Below are 20,826 nucleotides of genomic sequence, written 5' to 3' on the forward strand. Positions count from 1 at the left end.
CTGGTTCACGGCTTGTGTGGGCCTGCTGGCGATCGTCGTCTCGGTCGTCTTAGCCGTGGGCGGCCGTGCCGAGGCAGCCGTGGCCGTGGCCTCGGTGGGCGCGGCTGTCGCCGGCAGCGGCGGCACGCGGGTGACGGTCCACGTCCGTCGCTGACGGCGCAGGGACGCGGCGTCGTCCACCGTCGTCGAGGTCGTCACCGGCGACATGCCGTTCCCCGTCGACCGCCGCGAGGCTTCCCTGCGTCGGCGGGCAGAGGGACGCCGGACCGGCCCCGTTCGTCCGCCGCCGTGGCGGACGGGCGGGGCCTTCGGGTGCGCCGGTCGGGGGCGCTAGCCGCGACGAAGTGAGCTGACGCGGTCCACGCCGTCCACCGCGACGGTCAGCCCAGGGGCGATCTCCGTGAAGCCGGCGTCCCGAACGAGGGGCAGTCCGCTCGCGGTCAGGCGGGGCCAGTCGGCGGGGGCGGCCGTGCGGACGGTCAGGGGGAAGCCGGCGTCCCGCCACGTCGTGCGGTCCGCGTCGGACAGCGCCCACCAGGCCAGCTGGGCGCCGTGGCCCGCTTGGGCCATCGCCTTGCCGGCCGACATCTCCACATCGGGGTTCAGCCACAGCACGGGCTGTGCCGCGTCGGCGGCGGCGGGCGGCTCCGGGTCGTCCAGTTCCGTGCCCGACACCTGGAGCTTGGCCAGATCCTTGGGCCAGCCGTCCAAAGGGATCGGCGGGAAGACCCGGACCTCGGCGGACCTGCCGGTCACCGTGATCCCGGGCAGGGTCCCGGCGCGCCGCCACTCGGCGCCCCGGGCCCGCCGGACCACCTTCCGGATGCGGGCGTCCTCCCAGTTCCGGACGGCCTCGGCCCATTCGCCGTCGCCCTGCGCCCGGTCGTCGCCGAGCAGGACGAGCACGGCCCGGGCGGCCGTCTCCAGCGCGTCGGTGCGGGCGGGCGGCGCGTCGCGTTCGATCCGCACGACGAGCGGAAGGACGAACTGGGGGGCCTGGTCGCGGGGATCGCGCGGGGAGTCGGAGGGGCTGTCGGCACTGGGGGCGGATACATGGCTCACGACGGACCAGCCTACGAAGCCCTGAGCGGGCGGATCAACGCGCGTGCCCCGGCGGCAGTGATCCGGGAGCGGGAGCCGGTTCCCGCGCCCGTCACCCGGAGCACGCGGTGCGCTGGGCCTCCTGCCAGGCGCAGACGGGGCACAGGGTGATGCCCTTGTACGACTCCGGGTACTCCGTCGGTTCGCGGCACAGCACGCACTCCGCGTACGGCGGGCCGTCGGCCTCCGCCGGCCGTGCCGCGTCGGCGGCCGAGCGGACATTCTCGTCGTTCATGCCTTCAGCGTAGGACGGTCAGCGGTGTCCGCGGCTCTGGCCGATCAGCTCGGAGACCTTCACGAACCGGTAGCCGCGCCGGCGCAGTTCCGGTACGACCGTGCGGACGACCCGCTCGGTGGTCGGGGCGGCGCTGCGGGTGCAGTGCATGACGACCACCGAGCCCGGCTGCACCCCGTCGAGCACCTGCCGGGCCACCGCGTCGGCGTCCGTGGCGAACGCGTCGCCGCTCACCACGTCCCACTGCACCGCGGTCACCCCGAGCCCGTTCAGCGCCCGCAGGGCCTGCTGGTCGTAACAGCCGCCGGGGAAGCGGAAGTACGGCATCGGGTGCGGCACGCCGGCCGCGCGCAGCGAGGTGTACGCCCGTTCGACGTCCGCCCGCATCCGGCCGGATGCGACGGTGGGCAGGCCGTAGCAGTCGGCCGTGAACGCGTAGTGGCTCCAGGAGTGGTTGGCGACCTCGAACTGCGGGTCGGTGCCGAGAGCGCGGGCCTCGGCCGGGTACTGGTCCGCCCACCGGCCGGTCATGAAGACGGTCGCCGGCACCTTCAGCGCACGCAGGGCGCCGATCAGTCCCGGGTTGTCGAAGTGCTCGCCGGAGGCCGCGCGGGGTCCCTGGTCGGCTGTCATGTCGGCGTCGAAGGTGAACGCCACCGTCCTGCCCCGGGTGCGCGGGCCGTGCTGGAAGACCGGGGTCAGTCCGCCGGGGCCCGGCGCGAGCACGGGCGGGCGGGTGGAGGAGGGGGACGCGGAGACGGAGGAGGCGGCCGGGGCGGGGTGCCCACCGCCCGCGGTGCCGCAGGCGGTGAGCGCCGCGCCGAGGGCGGCGCAGGCGGCGGTGATGCGGCGTACGTGTGGGATCACCCGACGAACGTAGGGTGCAATATCCGCTTGTACGGTGATATGACTCGGGACGCGACGGTACGGTCACCCGCGCGGCGGTGGGCGGCTCCCGGTGGCCCCGCATCGGCCCCGGTCGGCGTCGGTCAGTCCGTGTGCGCCGGTCGGTCCGTGTGCGTCGGTCGGTCCGTCCCCGTCGGGGAGCCGTCCAGCTCCCGGCGCTCCAGCGGCTTGACCGCCGGGCCCTCGATCACCGAGCCGTCCACGTCGAAGCGGGACCCGTGGCAGGGGCACTCCCAGGCGCGTTCGGCACGGTTGAAGGAGACCAGGCAGCCCATGTGGGTGCAGCGGGCCGACACGGCGTGCAGGGTGCCCGCCTCGTCGCGGTGCACGGCGACCCGTTCGCCGCCGGACCGGACCAGCGCGCCGTCGCCGGGGGCCAGCTCGTCCACCGAGGCCGGCGGTTTCAGCCGGTCGCCGACGAAGTGCCGGGCCACCTCCGCCTGCGTCTTCAGCAGCGACGGCGCCTCGCGGACCACCGACTTCAGCCGGCGCGGGTCGTACAGCTCCCGCCAGGCGCAGTCCCGGCCGGTGATCAGGGCGGTCAGCAGCAGCCCGGCCATGACGCCGCCGCTCAGGCCCCAGCCGCCGAACCCGGTGGCGACGTACGTGTGCCGGGCGCCCGGGTGGAAGGGGCCGACGAGCGGGACCGTGTCGGTGGACTCGTTGTCCTGCGTGGCCCAGGCGTGGTCGAGGCTCACCCCGGGGAAATGCTCCTCGGCCCAGGCGGCGAGCCGTGCGAAACCGGCCTCCGGGTCCCCGGTGCCGGGCGTGAAGTGCTCCCCGGTGACGACGAGCATCCGCTGCCCGTCCGGGCCGTGGGGCGCCGTGCGCACCGAGCGGGTGTTCTCGTCCGGTGTGATGTACATGCCGTCCGGGTCGGGGCCGGCACCCAGCGGGCCGGCGACGACCAGTTCCCGGCGCGGGGACAGCCGGCTGAACAGCAGAGCCCGGTCGAACACCGGGTAGTGGGTGGCGACCACGACGTCCCGCGCGGTCACGACGGCGCCCCCCTCGGTCGTCAGCCGGCACGGCTCGCCCTCCGTCAGGCCGGTGACCCGTGTGTGCTCGTACACCTGGCCGCCGTGCGCGAGCAGGTCGGCGGTGATCGCCCGGAGGTACTTCACCGGGTGGAACTGCGCCTGTCCGCTCACCCGGACGGCGCCCGCCACCGGGAACGGCAGCCCGGTCTCCGTGGTGAAGGCGGCCGGCAGGCCCGCCTCCCGGGCGGCCTCCGCCTCCGCGCGCACCTCGTCCGCCCGCGACGCGTCCCGGACGTAGGTGTACGCGTCCCTGGTCTCCCACTCGCACTCGATGCCCAGCTCGGCCACCAGCGCCGCCGCGTGCTCGATCGCCTCGGTCTGCGAGCGGGCGTACAGCCGGGCTCCCTCGGGGCCCCGGGTGCGCCGGAGCCGGTCGTAGACGAGGGTGTGCTGCGCGGTCAGCTTGGCGGTGGTGTGGCCGGTGACGCCGGCCGCGGCCCGCCCGGCCTCCAGCACCGCCACCCGCAGCCCGGACCGGGCCAGCTCGTGGGCGGTGCTCAACCCGGCGATACCCGCGCCGACGACGGCCACGTCGACGTCGAGGTCCCGGGTCAGGGCGGGGTGGTCCGGCCCGGGGGCGGTCCGCAGCCAGTACGAATCGGTGACCTTCCGCTGCTCGTGCATGCCCGCCGGGTACCCCGGCCCGCCCGGCTCACGTCTGCTTCAGCAGCCGCTCCCGGCACTCCGCCACGTCGAACTCGCCCTCCGGATACCGCGGATCCAGCTCCCGAAGATGCTCCAGGAGCAGCCGGCTGATCGCCCAGTTGCGGTACCACCTGCGGTCCGCCGGGACCAGGTACCAGGGCGCGTGCGGCGCCGAGCAGCGCGCCAGCGCCAGCTCGTACGCCTCCTGGTAGGCGGGCCACAGGGCGCGCTCGTCGATGTCGGCCGGGTCGAACTTCCAGTGTTTGTCGGGGCGGTCCAGGCGGCGCAGCAGCCGGCGTCCCTGCTCCTCGGGGGAGAGGTGCAGGAAGCACTTGACGAGGGTGACGCCGTCCTCGGCGAGGGAGCGTTCGAAGTCGTTGATCAGGCCGTAGCGGCTGCCGATCTCGGCGGGCCGGGCGAGGTGCCGGACACGGGCGATGAGCACGTCCTCGTAGTGCGAGCGGTCGAAGATGCCGATCTCACCGGGCTCGGGCAGCGCGCGCCGCACCCGCCAGAGGAAGTCGTGCCGCCGCTCCTCCTCGCTCGGCGCCCGGAACGCCTTGATCCGGCAGCCCGTCGGGTTCAGCTCGCCGATGACGTGCTTGACCGTGCCGCCCTTGCCGCTGGTGTCCATCCCCTGGAGCACCAGCAGCACCCGGCGGCGGTCGCCCGCCGTGCCCGCCGCCCACAGCCGTTCCTGGAGCCGGGCCAGGCGCCGGCCGGTCCGGGCGGTGTCGGCGAGCCCCGCCTGCTTGCCGCCCGGGGCACCGGGGGTGGCCCGGGTGTCATACCCGGCCAGGTCGACGCGCTCGCCCGGCGCCAGGCGCAGCAGGTCCCGGAGGGCTTCGTCCTTCTTCCTGCTCGAGCGCTTCGGCACAGGTGGTCGGTCCTTCCGTCCGTGGCGGCGGCGTGGCCCTCAAGGCTACGGCGCCGCGCGGCCCGGTGCGGCCGGCTCGGGGTGCGGCGCCCCGCGCCGCCCGGGTGGCGCGGGCCGGCTGCGGGGGCGGGGCGCGGGGCGCGGGCGCTAGCCGGGGTGCGGCTCGCCGTCGGTGCGGGGTCCGCCGTCGGGGCCGGACAGGGATGCCGGCGGCACCGTCTCCGGGACATTCTGCGGGGCCGTCTCCGGGATGATCCGCTGCGCGGGCTGCTGCGCGGGCTGCGGCTGTCCGGCCCGCTCCAGGAAGTGCAGCAGCTCCACCGGGATGGGCAGGACCAGCGTGGAGTTCTTCTCGGCCGCCACCGCCATCACCGTCTGGAGCAGCCGCAGCTGGAGCGCTGTCGGGGTGTCGGCCATCTGCTGGGCGGCCTCGGCGAGCTTGCGGGATGCCTGGAGTTCGGCGTCGGCGTTGATGATCCGGGCCCGGCGCTCACGGTCCGCCTCCGCCTGGCGGGCCATGGACCGCTTCATCGTGTCCGGCAGGGAGACGTCCTTGATCTCGACCCGGTCGACCTGGACGCCCCAGCCCACGGCCGGGCTGTCGATCATCAGCTCCAGGCCCTGGTTGAGCTTCTCGCGGTCGGCGAGCAGGTCGTCCAGCTCGCTCTTGCCGATGATCGACCGCAGGGAGGTCTGCGCCATCTGGGATACCGCGAACCTGTAATCCTCGACCTTCACCAGGGCGCTCACCGCGTCGACCACCCTGAAGTAGACCACCGCGTCCACCCGGACGGTGACGTTGTCGCGGGTGATGCCCTCCTGGGCCGGGACCGGCATCGTCACGATCTGCATGTTGACCTTCTGCAGCCGGTCCACGAAGGGGATGATCAGGTTCAGCCCCGGTGCCCGTACCTCCTCCGCGACCTGGCCGAGCCGGAAGAGCACACCGCGCTCGTACTGCTTGACCACCCGCACCGCCATCGCCAGGTAGACCAGTGCGGCGGCGCATGCCACCACCACGGCCACCACAAGCACCTCGACCATGGTGAGCCTCCTCGCCCAGAGGTCGGGTTTGTCTGCTGTTGCCACGATAGGCCCGTAAGGCCGGGATGCCGAGAGTTTCCGGCGTCCCGGCCCCACGGGCGGCCCCTCAGGCCGCCGTGACCAGCTTCACCGGCTCCGTGCCGGCCGCGCTGTGCCGCGCGGCCCAGTTCTCCAGGGCCGTGCGGCAGGCGTGGTCAAGGTGGTGCAGCCCCGACAGGTCGAGCCGGACCGGGCGGTCCTGGGGGAGCGACTCCAGGGTGTCCAGGATCTTCGGCAGCCGCAGGAAGGTCGCGTTGCCCGACAGGTGTCCCTCGACGGGGCCCGCGCCCTCGTCGGTGACCTCCAGCCGGATGTGCGAGGCCTCCCAGGCGGTCTTCACCACCGCCAGGGCGAGACCGATGAGCACGCCCTCGAACATGCTGACCGTCACGATGGAGACCGCCGTGACGACGAGGACCAGTGCCTCCCCGCGGTGCTCGCGCCACAGCCCGGCCAGCGCCCGGACGGGGATCAGCTTGGCACCGGCGTGGAGGAGGATGCCCGCGAGGGCCGGGACGGGGATGTAGGCGAGCACGCCCGGCAGCAGTGCCGCGAACAGCAGCAGCCAGACGCCGTGCAGCACCCGGGACGCCTTGGTGCGGGCGCCGGCCTGGACGTTGGCCGCGCTGCGCACGATCACCGCGGTCATCGGCAGCGCGCCGAGGAGGCCGCACACCGCGTTGCCCGCGCCCTGGGCGAGGAGTTCACGGTTGTACTGGGTGCGCGGCCCGGAGTGCAGCCGGTCCACGGCCGCCGCGCTGAACAGGGACTCGGCGGACGCGATGAGGGTGAAGGCGACGACCGTGCCCAGCAGCCCCACGCCGGCCAGTTCGCCGAACGCGCTCAGCGGCGGCGGCTGGACCGAGCCGAGCAGGCCCCGCACCTCCACGGTGGCCACCGGCAGGTCCAGCGCGAGCGCGGCCAGTGTGGCGAGCCCGACCGCGGCGAGCGCGCCGGGCACCGTGCGTACCTTCGCGGGGGCGTGCTTCCACAGCAGCACCACCGCGACCGTGCCCGCGCACACCGCGAGCGAGGCCAGCGCTCCACTGTCGCCGAGGGCGTCCAGGAACGCGCCGGGCAGCCCGGTGATCTTGCTCAGGCCGGAGTCGGGGGCCTTCGCCGCCAGCGCCGGATAGAGCTGCCCGGCGATGATCACCAGGCCGATCCCGGCCAGCATGCCCTCCACGACGGAGACCGAGATGGCGCGGAAGTAGCGGCCGAGGCGCAGCAGGCCCATGGCCATCTGGAGCAGTCCGGCGGTGAGCACGATCACGCCGAGGACCGGCAGCCCGAACTCCTCGACCGCCTCGAAGACGAGCACGGTCATGCCGGCCGCCGGGCCCGACACCTGAAGGCTGCTGCCGCGCATCAGCCCGGTGACGAGGCCGCCGACGATGCCGGTGACCAGGCCGAGTTCGGCCGGGACACCGGAGGCGACGGCCACGCCCACGCACAGCGGCAACGCGACCAGGAAGACGACGAGCGAGGCGGCGAAGTCCTGCCGCAGGTGCGGGGGCCCAGAGAGGCGGGGCAGGCGGGATATGAGGGTGCGGTCGTCGGTCATCGGCGCGCTCACAGGGCCTCGAAGGTGTCGGTCTGCGGGCGGTGCGTCCGTACGGCGCCGGTGTGCACCTCGTAGTACCAGGCGTGCAGGCCGAGCCGGCCCTCGGCCAGCTTCCGCTCGACGCAGGGGTACGAGCGCAGCCGCAGCAGCTGGGTCAGGACGTGGCTCCGCACGCCCTCGGCGACCTCCGGGTCCTCGGCGGCGCCGGCCGGGCGCGGGGTGGCGTGCGCCAGCCAGTCGCGCACGGCGGGTACGGCGGTCAGGTCGTCGCCGCGCACCAGGGCGCCGACGGCCCCGCAGTGCGAGTGGCCGCAGACCACGATGTCGCGGACGCCCAGCACCTCCACGGCGTACTCGATGGTGGCGGCCTCGCCGGTGGGGTGCGCGGAGGCGTACGGCGGGACGATGTTGCCCGCGGTGCGCAGTTCGAACAGCTCGCCGGGGCGGGCGCCCGTGATCAGGGCCGGGACGACCCGGGAATCGGAGCAGGTGATGAAGAGCACCTGCGGGGACTGGCCTTCGGCGAGCTCGGCGAACTCCTCAGGGCGCTGTCCGAAGGTACGGGCGTTGTCGATGAGGGGCTGCATGTATGTGGTCCTCCTGGCGCGCCTGCCTGGCGCGTCGGGCTCGAACAACGGTTGTGGGGGTGGAGAGGGGAGCGGCCGGGCCCGGCTCTCAGCAGCGGAAGACCTGGAGGGCCGCCGGGGTGTGCGCTCTGGAGGCTCCGGGTGCGTGGCGGTGCCGGCCGCCGGAGGGGTCGGGCGGGGCCGTGCCGGCCGCCCGGCCGGATATGAGGGGGTGCTCCTGCGCGCAGGCGGCGGCGGGGCCCCGGTGCCGGTCGCGCACCTGCGGGACCCCCGCGGGACGGTCCGGGGGGAGGGGGGTGCGGGCCGTCTCCGTGCCGTCGTGCGCCGGTGGTACGGAGAGGTGGGTTCCAGTCTCGGTCTTGGCCAGCGCCTGACCGTGCGTGTGCACGGATGCGAAGGTTCCGGCGGGGGTGAAGAGCTGGAGGGCGAGCAGTACGGAGCCGAGGAGGGCGAACAGGGTCCGGGCCGTCTTACCTCGCAACACGGGCCCCCCTCCGCTGCTATCGCGTCTCTTGTCCAGACCAAGTGCCGGTCAATGGATGGTCAAGAAACACGTTAGCCCTGCGAGGGCCTTTGCAGGGTTAACAGCGCGTTACGCGCCCGAGAGAGCGTGAAAACCGTGGGTGGCATGGCCGGAACCCGCCCCTGCCCCACGGTCGTCCGGCCGACTGCGGGCCGACCGGGGAGGGCGTGCCGGCTAGCCGCCGACCAGTCCCTTCGCGTCCCGGGCCAGCGCGGTGAGCCGGGATATCGCGCGGAAGTACTTCTTGCGGTAGCCGCCGTTCAGCATCTCCTCGCTGAACAGCCGGTCGAACGGCTGCCCCGAGGCGAGCACCGGGACCTCGCGGTCGTAGAGCCGGTCGGCGAGCACCACCAGGCGCAGTGCCGTCGACTGGTCCGGCACGGGCCGCACGCCGGTCAGGCACACCGCCCGCAGCCCGTCGGTCAGCGCGCCGTACCGGCTCGGATGCACCCGCGCCAGGTGCTCCAGCAGCCCGGTGAAGTCGTCCAGCGAGGCACCCTCGGTGGCGAAGGCGGTCTTCGTGACCTCCTCGTCCGAGAAGGGCGCCGGCGCCTCGGGCAGGCCGCGGTGGCGGTAGTCCTCGCCGTCGATGCGCAGGGCGCGGAAGTGGGCCGACAGGCCCTGGATCTCGCGCAGGAAGTCGGCGGCGGCGAACCGCCCCTCGCCCAGCTTGCCGGGCAGCGTGTTGGAGGTGGCGGCGAGCGCCACACCCGCCTCGACCAGCTTGCCGAGCAGCGTCGAGACGAGGACCGTGTCGCCGGGGTCGTCCAGTTCGAACTCGTCGATGCACAGCAGGCTGTGCCCGGACAGCGTCTGCACGGTCTGCTGGAAGCCCAGGGCGCCGACCAGGTTCGTCAGCTCCACGAAGGTGCCGAACGCCTTGCGGGAGGCGTCGGCCGGAGCGGCGTGCCACAGGGAGGCGAGCAGATGGGTCTTGCCGACGCCGTAGCCGCCGTCCAGGTACACCCCGCGCGGGCCCGCCGGGGCCTTGGGAGCCCGGGCCCGGCCGAGGCCGAAGAGGCCGCGCCGGCCGCTGCCGCCGGCGGGCGCGCCGCCGAGCCCGGCCGCGAAGCCCTCCAGGACCTGGACGGCCTCCGTCTGGCTGGGCTGCCCGGGGTCCGGGATGTACGTGGCGAAGCGGACCGAGTCGAAGCGCGGGGGCGGCACCATCTCCGCGACCAGGCGGTCGGCGGGAACGCGCGGCTCACGGGCGCACAGGGACACGGGGCCCGCGTCCGGCACAGGGCCGGATCCGGGGGCGGTGGTGGAGGACGACACAGTTCTTCATGCTAAGCGCCGTGCCACACTGCACGACATGCGACGCCTGTTCCCTGTGACCGACGAAACAGCAGCCCAGGCCCCCGGCACCGGCGCGGAGGCCGCGAGCCGGGGACCGGAAGGGGAGGTGGGGGCGGCCCGTACGGGCCCTGCCGCGGCCCCTGACGCCGCCGCGGCCGCGGATCGCGAGTGGAGCCTCGCCGAGCTGGCCGCCGCGTACGCCTACCCGGCGTCCGGACCGGGCGCCCCGCGGCCCTGGCTGCGGGCCAACATGGTCTCCTCCCTCGACGGCGCCGCCCAGCACGAGGGCCGCTCCCAGCCCATCTCCAGCGCCACCGACATGCGGGTCTTCGGCACGCTGCGGGCGCTCGCGGACGTCGTCCTCGTGGGCGCCGAGACGGTACGGCAGGAGGGCTACCGCCCGGCACGCGTGCGGGAGGAGTTCGCCGGGGCCCGCGCGGCGGCCGGGCAGGACCCGGTCCCGGCGATCGCGATCGTCAGCGCGAGCCTGGAACTGGACTTCACGCTCCCGCTGTTCACCTCCCCGCTGGTGCCCACGCTGGTCCTGACCGGGGCCGCGGCGGCCCCCGACCGGGTCGCCGCCGCGGAGAAGGCCGGCGCCCGGGTGCTGGTCGCCGGGGACGGCATGGGTGTCGAGCCGGCGCGCGCGGTGCGGGCCCTCGCCGGCCTCGGCCACACCCGGCTGCTGACCGAGGGCGGCCCCCGGCTCCTGGGCCAGCTGATCGCCGCCGAGGTGCTGGACGAGCTGTGCCTGACCGTGTCGCCGACACTCACCGCGGGGGACGCGCAGCGCATCGCCGGGGGGCCGGCGGTCGCCGTTCCGCAGCGGTTCGTCCTCGCGTCCCTGCTGGAGGAGGACGGGTTCCTGTACAGCCGTTACCGCCGGCCCTGACGCCGGCCCCCCGACATCGACACCGGCGGAATCCGCTGTTCCGATTGGCTCGGCGGGCAGACTCTGTCGGCAGTACCCGTGCGATCACGGGGAAGGATGGTTTCCGCAGGGGCCCTGCCGGGCCCCGCAGGACAGCGGGCCCCGCGGGCCCTCGCAGGAAGAAGGCGCCCTGGTGTTCACAAGCGTTCTGATGATCGAGAAGGCCCTGACGTCCGCCGACGTGGAGTTCGTCACCACCCTGCACGGAGACGAGCCCGTCTCCTTCCACGTGCTGCTCCAGCCGCGCGGCGACCAGGCGGACCGTCTGCTGCGGGCCATCGACGACATCGCGCTCGGCGAACTCGACGAGGCGGTGCGGGAGAGGGAGACCCCGGAGGGACAGGACGCCAGGAGCGTCGGGCAGCAGGCCCTCGACGTGTCGCTCCAGGCGCTGCGCTCGGCGGGCGGCACGGCGCAGGGGCGGCTGGTCGAGGACCATCCGCTGGAGGCGCTGAAGGGGGTCGTGGCCGAGGTGGACGCCGACGAGGTGATCGTGCTGACCGACCCGCACTACGTCGAGGAGTTCTTCCACCGGGACTGGGCCTCCCGGGCCCGGCACAAGGTGGGCGTGCCGGTGCTCAAGCTGTTCTCGCACAGCAAGGCGTAGGCGGAGCGGGGGAGGCCCTGCCGCCCTCCCTGCGCGGCGCCCGGTGCGTCAGCGCATAGGCTAGGCCCTGCTCTGGCTCGTACCGTCTCTGGGGAGAAACGCATGGCACCCGGCCTTCCTGCCGCCATGGACCGACCGCACTTCATCGGCATCGGCGGCGCCGGAATGTCGGGTATCGCCAAGATCCTCGCGCAGCGCGGGGCGCGGGTGGCCGGCAGCGACGCCAAGGACTCGGCGACCGCGCAGGCGCTGCGGGCGCTCGGCGTCACCGTGCACGTCGGACACGCCGCCGGGCACCTCGCGGACGACGCCAGCTGCGTCGTCGTGTCGTCGGCGATCCGCACGGACAACCCGGAGCTGGCCCGCGCCGCCGAGCTGGGCATCCCGGTGGTGCACCGCTCCGACGCGCTCGCCGCGCTGATGCTGGGACTGCGCCCGATCGCCGTGGCCGGTACCCACGGCAAGACGACCACCACCTCGATGCTGGCGGTCTGCCTGACCGAGCTGGGCCTGCGGCCGTCGTACGCCATCGGCGGCGACCTGGACGCCCCGGGTTCCAACGCGCTGCACGGCGAGGGGGACATCTTCGTCGCCGAGGCCGACGAGTCGGACCGCAGCTTCCACAAGTACGCCCCCGAGGTCGCCATCGTCCTGAACGTCGAGCTGGACCACCACGCCAACTACGCGTCCATGGACGAGATCTTCGAGTCGTTCGAGACGTTCGTGGACCGTGTCACCGACGGCGGCACCCTGGTCGTCTCCGCCGACCACGAGGGTGCCCGCGAGCTGACCCGGCGCGTCCGGGAGCGCGCGGTGCGGACCGTCACCTACGGCGAGGCCGAGGACGCCGACGTACGCGTCCTGAGGATCGTGCCGCAGGGACTGAAGAGCGAGGTCACCGCGGTGCTGGACGGGCAGGAACTGACCTTCGCCGTCTCCGTGCCGGGCCGGCACTACGCCCTGAACGCCGTCGCCGCGCTCGCCGCCGGCGCCGCCCTCGGCATCCCGGCCGCCGAGCTGGCGCCCGCGCTCGCCGCCTACACCGGCGTCAAGCGGCGCCTCCAGCTCAAGGGCGAGGCGGCCGGCGTCCAGGTGATCGACTCCTACGCCCACCACCCCACCGAGATGACCGCCGACCTGGAGGCCATGCGCGCCGCGGCCGGTGACGCCCGCATCCTCGTCGTCTTCCAGCCGCACCTGTTCTCCCGCACCCAGGAACTGGGCACGGAGATGGGGCAGGCGCTGGCCCTCGCCGACGCCTCGGTGGTCCTGGACATCTACCCGGCCCGGGAGGACCCGATCCCCGGTGTCACCAGCGAGCTGATCATCGGGGCCGCGCGCGCGGCGGGCGCCGACGTCACCGCCGTGTCCGACAAGGCGGAGGTTCCCGCGGTGATCGCGGGAATGGCGAAGCCTGGTGATCTCGTTCTCACCATGGGCGCGGGTGATGTCACCGACCTGGGCCCGCTGATCCTGGACCGCCTGTCGCAGTGAAAAGGGGCTGAGAACTGATGTCGTACGACGTCGAGAAGCCGGACGAGCAGTGGCGCGCGGAGCTGAACCCGGCCGAGTACGCCGTCCTGCGCCAGGCCGGCACCGAGCCGGCCTTCACCGGTGAGTACACGGACACGAAGACCGAGGGCGTCTACTCCTGCCGGGCCTGCGGTGCCGAGCTGTTCACCTCCGAGACCAAGTTCGCGTCGCACTGCGGCTGGCCGTCCTTCTACGACCCGAAGGACACCGACGCCGTGGAGCTGGTGCAGGACCGCTCCCACGGCATGGTGCGCACCGAGGTGCGGTGCGCCCGCTGCGGTTCGCACCTCGGGCATGTCTTCGAGGGGGAGGGGTATCCGACCCCGACCGACCAGCGCTACTGCATCAACTCCATCTCCCTGCGACTGAGCCCCGACGAGGGCTGACGCGGCCGGCGTGGCCCGGCGGCCGGGACGGCCCGGCCGCCGCGCCGCCGTATCGCCCGGCCGCCCGCCGCCGCCGAACCGCGGTGTCGCAGGCGGTCTAGACTCGCTGCCCAACGGCCCGCGCAGAGAAGAAAAGTGGCGGAAGCGGGCGGAAATCGGCCAAACCCGAAGGGTGTTCGGCGTTTTGATACGGATAGACGCAGTCACGAAGCGATACGCGGACGGCACGGTCGCGGTCGACCGGCTGTCACTGGAGATACCCGACCGCGCGATCACCGTCCTCGTCGGACCCTCCGGCTGCGGCAAGACGACGACCCTGCGGATGATCAACCGGATGGTGGAGCCCAGCGAGGGCAGCATCCTCCTCGACGGCCAGGACATCCGGCGGCAGCCGGTCAACACCCTGCGCCGGTCCATGGGGTACGTCATCCAGAACGCCGGGCTCTTCCAGCACCGCACCATCCTCGACAACATCGCCACCGTGCCCCGCCTGCTCGGCTGGAACAAGCAGAAGGCCCGGGCCCGGGCCGCCGAGCTGATGGAGCGGGTCGGACTCGACTCCGCGCTGGCCAAGCGGTACCCCTACCAGCTCTCCGGTGGCCAGCAGCAGCGCGTCGGCGTGGCCCGCGCGCTCGCCGCTGACCCGCCGGTGCTGCTGATGGACGAACCGTTCTCCGCCGTCGACCCCATCGTCCGCAAGGGCCTCCAGGACGAACTCCTGCGCATCCAGCAGGAGCTGGCCAAGACCATCGTCTTCGTCACCCACGACATCGACGAGGCGATCAAGCTGGGCACGAAGGTCGCCGTGCTGCGCACCGGTGGCCGGCTCGCCCAGTTCGCCCCGCCCGCCGAACTGCTCAGCGCGCCCGCCGACTCCTTCGTGGAGGACTTCCTCGGCGCCGACCGCGGCATCCGCCGGCTGTCCTTCTTCCCGTCCGCGGGACTGCGGCTGGAGACCGGGCCCGTCGTCCCGATCGACGCGGACGCCGAGCAGTTCGCCTCCCGGGCCACGGCCGACTGGCTCCTCGTCACCGATGCCGACGGCAGGCCGCTCGGCTGGAGCGAGCCCGGCCGGCTGACCGCCGGATCCGTCGACCGGGACCGGCTCCTGCCGTACGGCCGCCCGTTCGTGCCCGGCACCGACTCGCTGCGCACCGCGCTCGACGGGGCCGTGCTCTCGCCGACCGGGTGGGCGGTCGCGGTGAACGGCGAGGGGCACGCCGTCGGTGTCGTCTCCCAGCAGGTCATCGGCGAGGCGATCCGCGCCGCCCACGACCGCGCGGCGGAGCGGGCCGAGGTGAACGCGGGGTGATGAGCGGCTTCTTCGACCTCCCCAGCGACCTCCAGCACAGCTATCTCGGACTCGTCGGGCTGCACCTGCGCGAGGCCCTGCTGCCGGTGCTGGCCGGACTGCTCGTCTCGCTGCCCGTCGCCCAGCTGTGCGTACGGTTCCGCTGGATGTACCCGCCCGTCCTCGGCATCACCACCGTCCTCTACGCCATCCCCTCGCTGGCCTTCTTCGTCGTGCTCATCGACTACTTCGGGCAGAGCGAGACGACCGTGATGGTCCCGCTCGCCCTCTACAGCCTGGTCGTGCTGGTCCCGGCGATCGTCGACGGTGTCCGCTCGGTGCCTCCCGAGACCCTCGCCGCCGCCCAGGCCATGGGCTTCGGGGCCGTACGGCGCTACTTCCAGATCCAGTTGCCCATCGCCGTACCCGCGATCATCGCGGGCCTCAGGGTGGCGACCGTCTCCAGCATCTCCCTGGTCAGCGTCGGCATGCTCATCGGCAACCAGGGCGCCCTCGGCAACATGCTCTACGACGCCCAGACCTACCACCGCCCCGCCCTCGCCGTGAACTCGGTGGTGACCATCGCGGTGCTGGGCATCCTCGCCGACGGCGTGCTGGTCCTTCTCCGCCTCCTGCTCACCCCCTGGATGCCGCGGAAGGGGGCCACCCGGTGAACGTCCTGAACTTCGCGCACTCCTTCTTCAGCGACAGCGCCCACTGGCACGGCTACGACGGCATCCCCACCCGCTTCGCCGAGCACCTCAGGTACTCGCTGGAAGCGCTCCTGATCGCCGCCGCGATCGGACTGCCCGTCGGCCTGCTCACCGGCCACACCGGGCGCGGCGGCAACGCGCTCGCCCTCCTCGCCACCGCAGGGCGCGCCCTGCCCAGCTTCGGCCTGCTGGTGCTGATGTTCCTCTGGATCGGCTTCGGCCTGCTGCCGGTGATGATCCCGCTGGTGGTGCTCGCCGTACCGCCGATCCTGGTCACCGCCTACGAGGCGGTCCGCTCGGTCGACCCGTCCCCGGTGGACGCGGCCCGCGGCATGGGGATGTCCGAGACCCGCGTGCTGCTCCAGGTCGAACTGCCGGTCGCGCTCCCGCTGGTCCTGAGCGGACTGCGCACAGCGGCCATCCAGATCGTCTCCACCGCCACCATCGCCGCGTACGTCAGCCTCGGCGGCCTCGGCCGGTACATCATCGACGGCCTTTACCAGAGGAACTACGACAAGGTGGTCGGCGGCGCCACCCTGGTCGCCGGACTGGCCCTCGCGACCCTCGCCGTGTTCTGGGCGGTGGCCCGGGTCACAGTGTCCCCGGGCGTACGCCGGGGCGGCTGAGCACCCCCGTCCGGTGCGCGACGCGCTCCCCGGCGGTCGCCCCCCTGCCACTCGCAGTCACCCGATGCCCCCCGGGAGCCGGGGCGGCCCGGGGCCGTCGGCGACCCCGTGCGGCACGGGCGCGGGCACGACGGGCCGCAGATCGAGGCCAATCGGTGATCGGAGGCACTTGACTGACCGAGAACCGGCTGGATTGGATCGACTGGTGACTTATACGACCCACTTCAGCAGGTCCATCCGGAGGAACCGAGGCGCGGCGGTGGTCGCCCTCGCGGCGGCGACGGCTCTGCTGGCGGGCTGTTCCTCCACGGACGACAAGGGCGGCAACCCCCTCACGGACGACAAGGCGGACGGCGGCAGTGCCGTCGTCGGCTCCAACAACTTCCCCGAGAGCACCCTGCTCGCCGACATCTACGGCGAGGCTCTCCGGGCCAAGGGCTTCAGCATCACGTACAAGCCGAACATCGGCAGCCGCGAGACCACCTACGGGCTGCTCAAGAACGGCGCCGTGACCGTGCTGCCCGAGTACAACGGCGCGCTGCTCGCCTACCTCGACCAGAAGGCCGCGCCGAGGACCGCCGACGAGACCACGGCCGCCATCAAGGGCAAGCTGGACCCGAAGCTGACGCTGCTGGACCCGGCGCCGGCCCAGAACAAGGACTCGGTGACGGTCAACGCGGCCACCGCCGAGAAGTACCACCTGACCGGGAAGTCCTCCGTCGCCGACCTGAAGGACATCGCCAAGGACCTGGTCATCGGCGGCTCGCCGGAGTTCCAGACCCGGCAGCAGGGCCTGGTGGGCCTGAAGTCGGTCTACGGCCTGGACTTCAAGTCCTTCAAGGCGCTGGACGCGGGCGGCCCGCTCACGCTGGCGGCGCTGTCGAAGGACGCGGTGCAGGTCGCGGACCTCTTCACCACCGACCCGAACATCTCCAAGGAGAAGTTCGTCGTCCTCCAGGACCCGAAGAACCTCTTCGGCTTCGAGAACGTCCAGCCGCTCGTGCACAAGAACTCCCTGCCGCAGAAGGGCGTCGACGCCCTCAACGCGGTCTCGGCCAAGCTGGACACCGCGACCCTGCTGGACCTGGACACCCAGGCGCAGGTGCAGAAGAAGGATCCGCTGGACGTCGCCAAGGCCTGGCTGAAGTCCGCCGGTCTCGCCTGACGGGACACCGAGAGGCCACGGCCGTGACCGGTGACGGCGCGGGTGCCCCGGAGCGCCGGGGCACCCGCGCCGTCGCGCTCCCGCGTCTCCCGGCCCGCGTCTCCTAGCCCTCGTCGTCCCAGCCCTCGTCGTCCTGGCCGTCGTCCTGGTCCTCGAAGAAGTCGCCGATCTCGTCCACGGCCTCGGCGGCCACCATGCCGCCCACGACCCCCGCGGCGAGACCGGCCGCGCCCATGGCCACGGCCGTCCCCAGGCCCGGACCCGGGGGATGGGCGAAGCCGTGACCGGCTCCGGGTGTCCCGTCGTGGCCGTACGCCGCATGGCTGTCGTAGGCGTCGCGGTGCTCGGTGAGCCGGTGGATCCAGCCGCTGACCTCTGCGTGCCAGTCCAGCACCGGCGCGTCCGTGTGGCGCACCGTGAACCGGGTCAGCGCGTCGTGCCCCGGTGACAACAGCCCGCTGCGCTTGTCCGCCTCCAGCACGATCTCGACGCCCGTGGGGGAAGCGAGGAAGGTCAGCTCGATCTCGTTCACCGCGTGCGCGTAGCGCGGGGGCGGGGTCAGCTCGATCTCCTGGTAGAACGGCAGCCGCTGGCCGGTGCCGCCGATGCGGCCGTACTCCAGGTCGGCCGAACGGAGACCGAAGCCCAGCCGGCCCAGGGCCTCCAGCACGGCCTCCTGCACCGGGAGGGGACGCACGGCGAGCGGATCCAGGTCACCGCTGTCCCGGGCGCCGGCCACCGCGACCTCCGTGCGCACGCCGAGGACGATGCCCAGGGGCCGGCCGTGCAGCTCGGTCACCGGCGTCTCCCAGGGCAGGGGCACGCTGAACGGCAGCTCGCGCTCCTCCCGCTCGCCGAGCCGGAAGCCGCCGCCGACCGGGAACCGCTCGAAGACGACCGTTCCCTCGCTCTCACCGTCCGCGTGCTCCGCCTCCACGCGGGCGATCAGCTCCAGGCCGACGCGCTCCACCTCCACGGACGCGCCGCCGCCGCGCACCAGCACCCGGCCCGTCAGCGCGCCGCCGGGCAGGGCCGCCTCGCTGTCCAGCACCGTGTCCACGGAGGGGCCGCCGACCCCGAGCGCGCCCAGCAGCCTCTTGAACACCATGCCGTAGCTCCTTCGTTCGTCGCCTCGTCCGCACGGCGCTCCACCACCGTCCGGCTGCATGGTGAACTCGCGGCCGCGGCGCAGAAGTTCCCAGGTCACCTGTTCGGGGGACAAGCCCGCCGGGTCGTGGCCGGGCGCCCGCGGACCTCAGGTCGCGCCTTCCGCGTCCTGGGTCGCCGGCGCCCGTGCCGCCGTCCTCGCCTGCCTGCGGCGTGCGCGGCGGCTGACGCGGGGCTGCTGGTCGGGGAGCCAGCCGAAGGCCAGGCAGCTGCCGGTGGCGCCGAGGAGGAGGCCGAGGAAGAAACCGCCCAGGTTGGAGGTGAGCCAGGTGCCCAGCGAGAGCAGGATGCCGGTGATGGAGTAGAAGAGCCGCTGGGAGGGGTTGAAGAGGATCAGCAGGCCCAGCAGCACCATCAGGCCGGGCAGCAGGTAGCCCGCCAGGCCCTGCATGCCGATGTGCAGCACGACCTTCAGCGAGGCCTTCTCGGTGAGCAGGATCTCGCCGCCGCCCAGGGCGAGCAGCAGTCCGCCCCAGAACGGCCGGCGGGCCCGCCACCTGCGGAAGGCGGACCTCGCTCCCGGACGTGGACGGTCCGGCACGGCGATCAGCAACCCGAGTCGCTGAAGCTCAGCTTCAGACCCGGCAGCCGGAACACTCCCGCGGTGGTCGCGTAGTTCGTCTGCCGGAGTTCGGCGATCCGCACGGTGTCGGCCTGCTGGCTGAAGACCCCGATCGGGCCCTTGACGCCCGCCTTGGTCAGCGTGCTGGCGTCGTTGCCGATCTCGATGTTGTCGAACGAGGCGTCACCCGACAGCTCGGTGGAGTCGGTGGTCAGGTCGCGCGCGCTGACCTTCTCCTTTCCGCCGCCCGCCTTGATCAGCAGGTTGGTGCCGCCGAGGTCGACGCTCTGGCACAGCTTGGTCAGCGTGGCGGTCTTGATCGCGGAGGTGATGACGAGCACCTGGCCGCCGCTGTCACCGGCGTTGGGGCTGCCGTCCGCCATGTTGTCCAGTGAGCCGAACTGTTCGAAGCCGGTGCCGTTCAGCTCGGTCGCGGTGACCGTGAACGGCATGCCGGAGATCGCGAACTGCACACCGAGCGCACCCTGTGCGGTGAGGACGGCGAGGCCGGCGGCGATCAGCGTGGCGGGTACGGCCATCACCGCCGCCCGGCGGGCCCGGACGCGGCCCCGCCGTTCGACGCCGGTGGCGGTCCCGGCGGAGTCCGGGATGTCGGAGGGTGAACCCGTTGCCGGATTCTCGGGGGTGTTGCCGGCGGACGGAACGTCCGGGGACGAGGCCATAACTGCTCCCATGGGCACGGATCAATGCGGTGTGGGCTTCAGTGGCGCGGTGTCCTGGCGCGGACAGGGGGCAACCGCGTACGCCTCCTCGCGAGTCCCGGAGGACGCAAGGGCTTTCTGGTTACGCGGCAGTAGCCTTTCGAGGAAGTTACCGCCGGTTACATTGAAGGGTCAAGGGAGATGTGGAAAAAGGGTGCCGGATGTGCGCGGACCGCTTCCGCCTTGAACAACTCGGCTCCCACGCCTTGACGTTGACGGACCATCAGGTCTACAACTGCCTCTGTTTCCACGGATCCGTGGCGCCGGATCCAGCAAGCGGCACCAGCCGGGTCCCGGCGCGGTGTCCGCCGCGTCCGCCACGCGGACCGGCCGCGTTCCCGGCCCTGTCACGGCAACCGATCCACTCGCAGCGCGGCTCCGTCACGGTCGTTCCCCCCTGTGGTTCCGTGCCGGCCGCCTCTTTCGCCGGCGCGGCCGGAGGTCTTCCCCCGAGGCCTCCGGCCGCGTCCGGTCCGCCGCCGGCGCCGGTCCGCCGTGCACGGAGAAGGCACAACGGCCCTGCGCCGGCGGCACCCCTGCACCGCCCCACCCCCCACCTCACCCCAGCTGTCCCCCCACTCATTGAAGAGAGGCACTCGCATGCGCAAGCGCTCCCTCCTCGCCCTCGCCGGCACCGCCACCGCACTCGCCCTCGCGGCGGCCACCCCGGCCTCCGCGGCCGGCGCGGTCCTCACCACCGGCAGCGCCGGCGGCACCGCGGTCGCGGTCGGCGACACCCTCACGGCGCCCCTGGCCTCCGGCACGTCGGCCACGTTCTACTCCAGCGCGACCGGAACCAGCGGCGTCAAGTGCACGGGGTCCCAGTTCACCGCCCAGGTCACCGGCAACCCCTCCGCCCCCGGCACGGCCACCGAGTCCGTCACCGCGCACACCTTCGACAGCTCGACCTGCACCAGCAACGTCACCGGCGTGCTCGGGGTCAACGGCATCACCATCGACAACCTGCCCTACGCGGCGACGGTCGCCTCCGACGGCACCCTCACCGTCACGCCCCCGAGCGGCTCCGTCATCCAGGCCACGGTCAAGCTGCGCACCCTGCTGGGCAGCGTCACCTGCGTCTACCGGGCACCCGGCCTGACCGGCAAGTCCGGCAACGCCGACAGCAGCATCACCTTCACCAACCAGCAGTTCACGAAGTTCTCCGGCTCGTCGCTCTGCTTCGCCAACGGCTTCTTCACGGCGAAGTACGCGCCCGTCACCGACGCGGGCGTGCGGGTCTACGTCAACTAGCGCGTCGCAGCA

General features: G+C 73.1%; 22 protein-coding genes. 9 read left to right on the top strand and 13 right to left on the bottom strand.

Annotation, left to right across the window (positions count from 1 at the left end; all coding sequences use genetic code 11):
- Positions 1-330: 330 nt before the first annotated feature.
- From ACGFT1_RS06425 to zapE, 10 genes are all read right to left on the bottom strand, one after another.
- Positions 331-1,062, bottom strand: a complete 732-nt coding sequence (locus ACGFT1_RS06425; protein WP_373907890.1) for a peptidyl-tRNA hydrolase — start codon at positions 1,060-1,062, stop codon at positions 331-333.
- A gap of 91 nt (positions 1,063-1,153) precedes the next feature.
- Positions 1,154-1,336 (bottom strand): hypothetical protein, encoded by a 183-nt coding sequence (locus ACGFT1_RS06430; RefSeq protein ID WP_373907891.1) that lies wholly within the window; start codon positions 1,334-1,336, stop codon positions 1,154-1,156.
- Between the two features lie 18 nt (positions 1,337-1,354).
- On the bottom strand, positions 1,355-2,203 hold the full coding sequence (locus tag ACGFT1_RS06435; protein ID WP_373907892.1) for a polysaccharide deacetylase family protein: 849 nt from the start codon (positions 2,201-2,203) through the stop codon (positions 1,355-1,357).
- 122 nt (positions 2,204-2,325) lie between these two features.
- Entirely contained in the window at positions 2,326-3,906 is a 1,581-nt protein-coding gene (locus ACGFT1_RS06440; protein WP_373907893.1) for an FAD-dependent oxidoreductase, read from the bottom strand.
- Positions 3,907-3,934: 28 nt separating this feature from the next.
- Positions 3,935-4,804 carry a PPK2 family polyphosphate kinase gene (locus ACGFT1_RS06445; RefSeq protein WP_373907894.1) on the bottom strand — a complete coding sequence of 290 codons (870 nt, stop codon included), beginning with the start codon at positions 4,802-4,804 and terminating at the stop codon, positions 3,935-3,937.
- 147 nt (positions 4,805-4,951) lie between these two features.
- Complete coding sequence (locus ACGFT1_RS06450; RefSeq protein ID WP_373907895.1) at positions 4,952-5,848, bottom strand: slipin family protein; 897 nt, start codon at positions 5,846-5,848, stop codon at positions 4,952-4,954.
- 106 nt (positions 5,849-5,954) lie between these two features.
- Positions 5,955-7,451, bottom strand: coding sequence for a SulP family inorganic anion transporter (locus tag ACGFT1_RS06455; protein WP_373907896.1), 1,497 nt, complete (start codon positions 7,449-7,451; stop codon positions 5,955-5,957).
- An 8-nt stretch (positions 7,452-7,459) separates the two neighbouring features.
- Positions 7,460-8,038: a carbonic anhydrase gene (locus ACGFT1_RS06460; protein ID WP_373907897.1), complete on the bottom strand. Its 579-nt coding sequence runs from the start codon at positions 8,036-8,038 to the stop codon at positions 7,460-7,462.
- An 88-nt stretch (positions 8,039-8,126) separates the two neighbouring features.
- The gene (locus tag ACGFT1_RS06465; RefSeq protein ID WP_373907898.1) at positions 8,127-8,522 is read right to left on the bottom strand and encodes a hypothetical protein; all 396 of its coding nucleotides are present in this window, start codon (positions 8,520-8,522) and stop codon (positions 8,127-8,129) included.
- 213 nt (positions 8,523-8,735) lie between these two features.
- A complete protein-coding gene (zapE, locus tag ACGFT1_RS06470; RefSeq protein ID WP_373907899.1) occupies positions 8,736-9,839 on the bottom strand; it encodes a cell division protein ZapE in 1,104 nt (367 codons plus the stop codon).
- 37 nt (positions 9,840-9,876) lie between these two features.
- Between zapE and ACGFT1_RS06475 the strand changes: the two genes are divergently transcribed.
- The 8 genes from ACGFT1_RS06475 (at position 9,877) to ACGFT1_RS06510 (ending at position 17,112) form a co-directional block, all read left to right on the top strand.
- Positions 9,877-10,752: a pyrimidine reductase family protein gene (locus ACGFT1_RS06475; RefSeq protein WP_373907900.1), complete on the top strand. Its 876-nt coding sequence runs from the start codon at positions 9,877-9,879 to the stop codon at positions 10,750-10,752.
- A 172-nt stretch (positions 10,753-10,924) separates the two neighbouring features.
- Entirely contained in the window at positions 10,925-11,398 is a 474-nt protein-coding gene (locus ACGFT1_RS06480) for an indole-3-glycerol phosphate synthase (RefSeq protein WP_373907901.1), read from the top strand.
- A 102-nt stretch (positions 11,399-11,500) separates the two neighbouring features.
- A complete protein-coding gene (murC, locus tag ACGFT1_RS06485; RefSeq protein ID WP_373907902.1) occupies positions 11,501-12,892 on the top strand; it encodes a UDP-N-acetylmuramate--L-alanine ligase in 1,392 nt (463 codons plus the stop codon).
- 17 nt (positions 12,893-12,909) lie between these two features.
- Positions 12,910-13,317, top strand: coding sequence for a peptide-methionine (R)-S-oxide reductase MsrB (gene msrB / locus ACGFT1_RS06490; RefSeq protein WP_373907903.1), 408 nt, complete (start codon positions 12,910-12,912; stop codon positions 13,315-13,317).
- 184 nt (positions 13,318-13,501) lie between these two features.
- Entirely contained in the window at positions 13,502-14,629 is a 1,128-nt protein-coding gene (locus tag ACGFT1_RS06495; RefSeq protein ID WP_373907905.1) for an ABC transporter ATP-binding protein, read from the top strand.
- A complete protein-coding gene (locus ACGFT1_RS06500; protein WP_361995252.1) occupies positions 14,629-15,282 on the top strand; it encodes an ABC transporter permease subunit in 654 nt (217 codons plus the stop codon). The genes ACGFT1_RS06495 and ACGFT1_RS06500 overlap by 1 nt, the downstream gene beginning before the upstream one ends.
- Positions 15,279-15,947 carry an ABC transporter permease gene (locus tag ACGFT1_RS06505; protein WP_373907907.1) on the top strand — a complete coding sequence of 223 codons (669 nt, stop codon included), beginning with the start codon at positions 15,279-15,281 and terminating at the stop codon, positions 15,945-15,947. Before ACGFT1_RS06500 ends, ACGFT1_RS06505 begins: the two co-directional genes overlap by 4 nt.
- 205 nt (positions 15,948-16,152) lie before the next feature.
- A complete protein-coding gene (locus ACGFT1_RS06510) occupies positions 16,153-17,112 on the top strand; it encodes an ABC transporter substrate-binding protein (RefSeq protein WP_373907908.1) in 960 nt (319 codons plus the stop codon).
- Between the two features lie 103 nt (positions 17,113-17,215).
- Here the strand turns inward: ACGFT1_RS06510 and ACGFT1_RS06515 are convergent, their stop codons facing one another.
- The 3 genes from ACGFT1_RS06515 to ACGFT1_RS06525 form a co-directional block, all read right to left on the bottom strand.
- Entirely contained in the window at positions 17,216-18,220 is a 1,005-nt protein-coding gene (locus tag ACGFT1_RS06515) for a sporulation protein (RefSeq protein ID WP_373907909.1), read from the bottom strand.
- Positions 18,221-18,367: 147 nt separating this feature from the next.
- Complete coding sequence (locus ACGFT1_RS06520; protein ID WP_373907910.1) at positions 18,368-18,820, bottom strand: DUF6114 domain-containing protein; 453 nt, start codon at positions 18,818-18,820, stop codon at positions 18,368-18,370.
- 5 nt (positions 18,821-18,825) lie between these two features.
- Positions 18,826-19,524, bottom strand: a complete 699-nt coding sequence (locus ACGFT1_RS06525) for a DUF6230 family protein (protein ID WP_373907911.1) — start codon at positions 19,522-19,524, stop codon at positions 18,826-18,828.
- A 639-nt stretch (positions 19,525-20,163) separates the two neighbouring features.
- Here ACGFT1_RS06525 and ACGFT1_RS06530 point away from each other — a divergent pair.
- Positions 20,164-20,814, top strand: coding sequence for a Tat pathway signal sequence domain protein (locus ACGFT1_RS06530; protein ID WP_373907912.1), 651 nt, complete (start codon positions 20,164-20,166; stop codon positions 20,812-20,814).
- The last annotated feature ends 12 nt before the right edge of the window (positions 20,815-20,826 follow it).

Source organism: Streptomyces sp. Y20, assembly GCF_043195475.1.
Classification (GTDB): domain Bacteria; phylum Actinomycetota; class Actinomycetes; order Streptomycetales; family Streptomycetaceae; genus Streptomyces.

Excerpts from the sequence above, each read along its gene's own strand:
- murC (WP_373907902.1), top strand. The coding sequence starts at position 11,501 with ATGGCACCCGGCCTTCCTGCCGCCATGGACCGACCGCACTTCATCGGC.
- ACGFT1_RS06450 (WP_373907895.1), bottom strand. The coding sequence starts at position 5,848 with ATGGTCGAGGTGCTTGTGGTGGCCGTGGTGGTGGCATGCGCCGCCGCA.
- ACGFT1_RS06525 (WP_373907911.1), bottom strand. The coding sequence starts at position 19,524 with ATGGCCTCGTCCCCGGACGTTCCGTCCGCCGGCAACACCCCCGAGAAT.
- ACGFT1_RS06455 (WP_373907896.1), bottom strand. The coding sequence starts at position 7,451 with ATGACCGACGACCGCACCCTCATATCCCGCCTGCCCCGCCTCTCTGGG.
- ACGFT1_RS06530 (WP_373907912.1), top strand. The coding sequence starts at position 20,164 with ATGCGCAAGCGCTCCCTCCTCGCCCTCGCCGGCACCGCCACCGCACTC.
- ACGFT1_RS06460 (WP_373907897.1), bottom strand. The coding sequence starts at position 8,038 with ATGCAGCCCCTCATCGACAACGCCCGTACCTTCGGACAGCGCCCTGAG.
- ACGFT1_RS06475 (WP_373907900.1), top strand. The coding sequence starts at position 9,877 with ATGCGACGCCTGTTCCCTGTGACCGACGAAACAGCAGCCCAGGCCCCC.
- msrB (WP_373907903.1), top strand. The coding sequence starts at position 12,910 with ATGTCGTACGACGTCGAGAAGCCGGACGAGCAGTGGCGCGCGGAGCTG.
- ACGFT1_RS06430 (WP_373907891.1), bottom strand. The coding sequence starts at position 1,336 with ATGAACGACGAGAATGTCCGCTCGGCCGCCGACGCGGCACGGCCGGCG.
- ACGFT1_RS06500 (WP_361995252.1), top strand. The coding sequence starts at position 14,629 with ATGAGCGGCTTCTTCGACCTCCCCAGCGACCTCCAGCACAGCTATCTC.
- ACGFT1_RS06440 (WP_373907893.1), bottom strand. The coding sequence starts at position 3,906 with ATGCACGAGCAGCGGAAGGTCACCGATTCGTACTGGCTGCGGACCGCC.
- ACGFT1_RS06515 (WP_373907909.1), bottom strand. The coding sequence starts at position 18,220 with ATGGTGTTCAAGAGGCTGCTGGGCGCGCTCGGGGTCGGCGGCCCCTCC.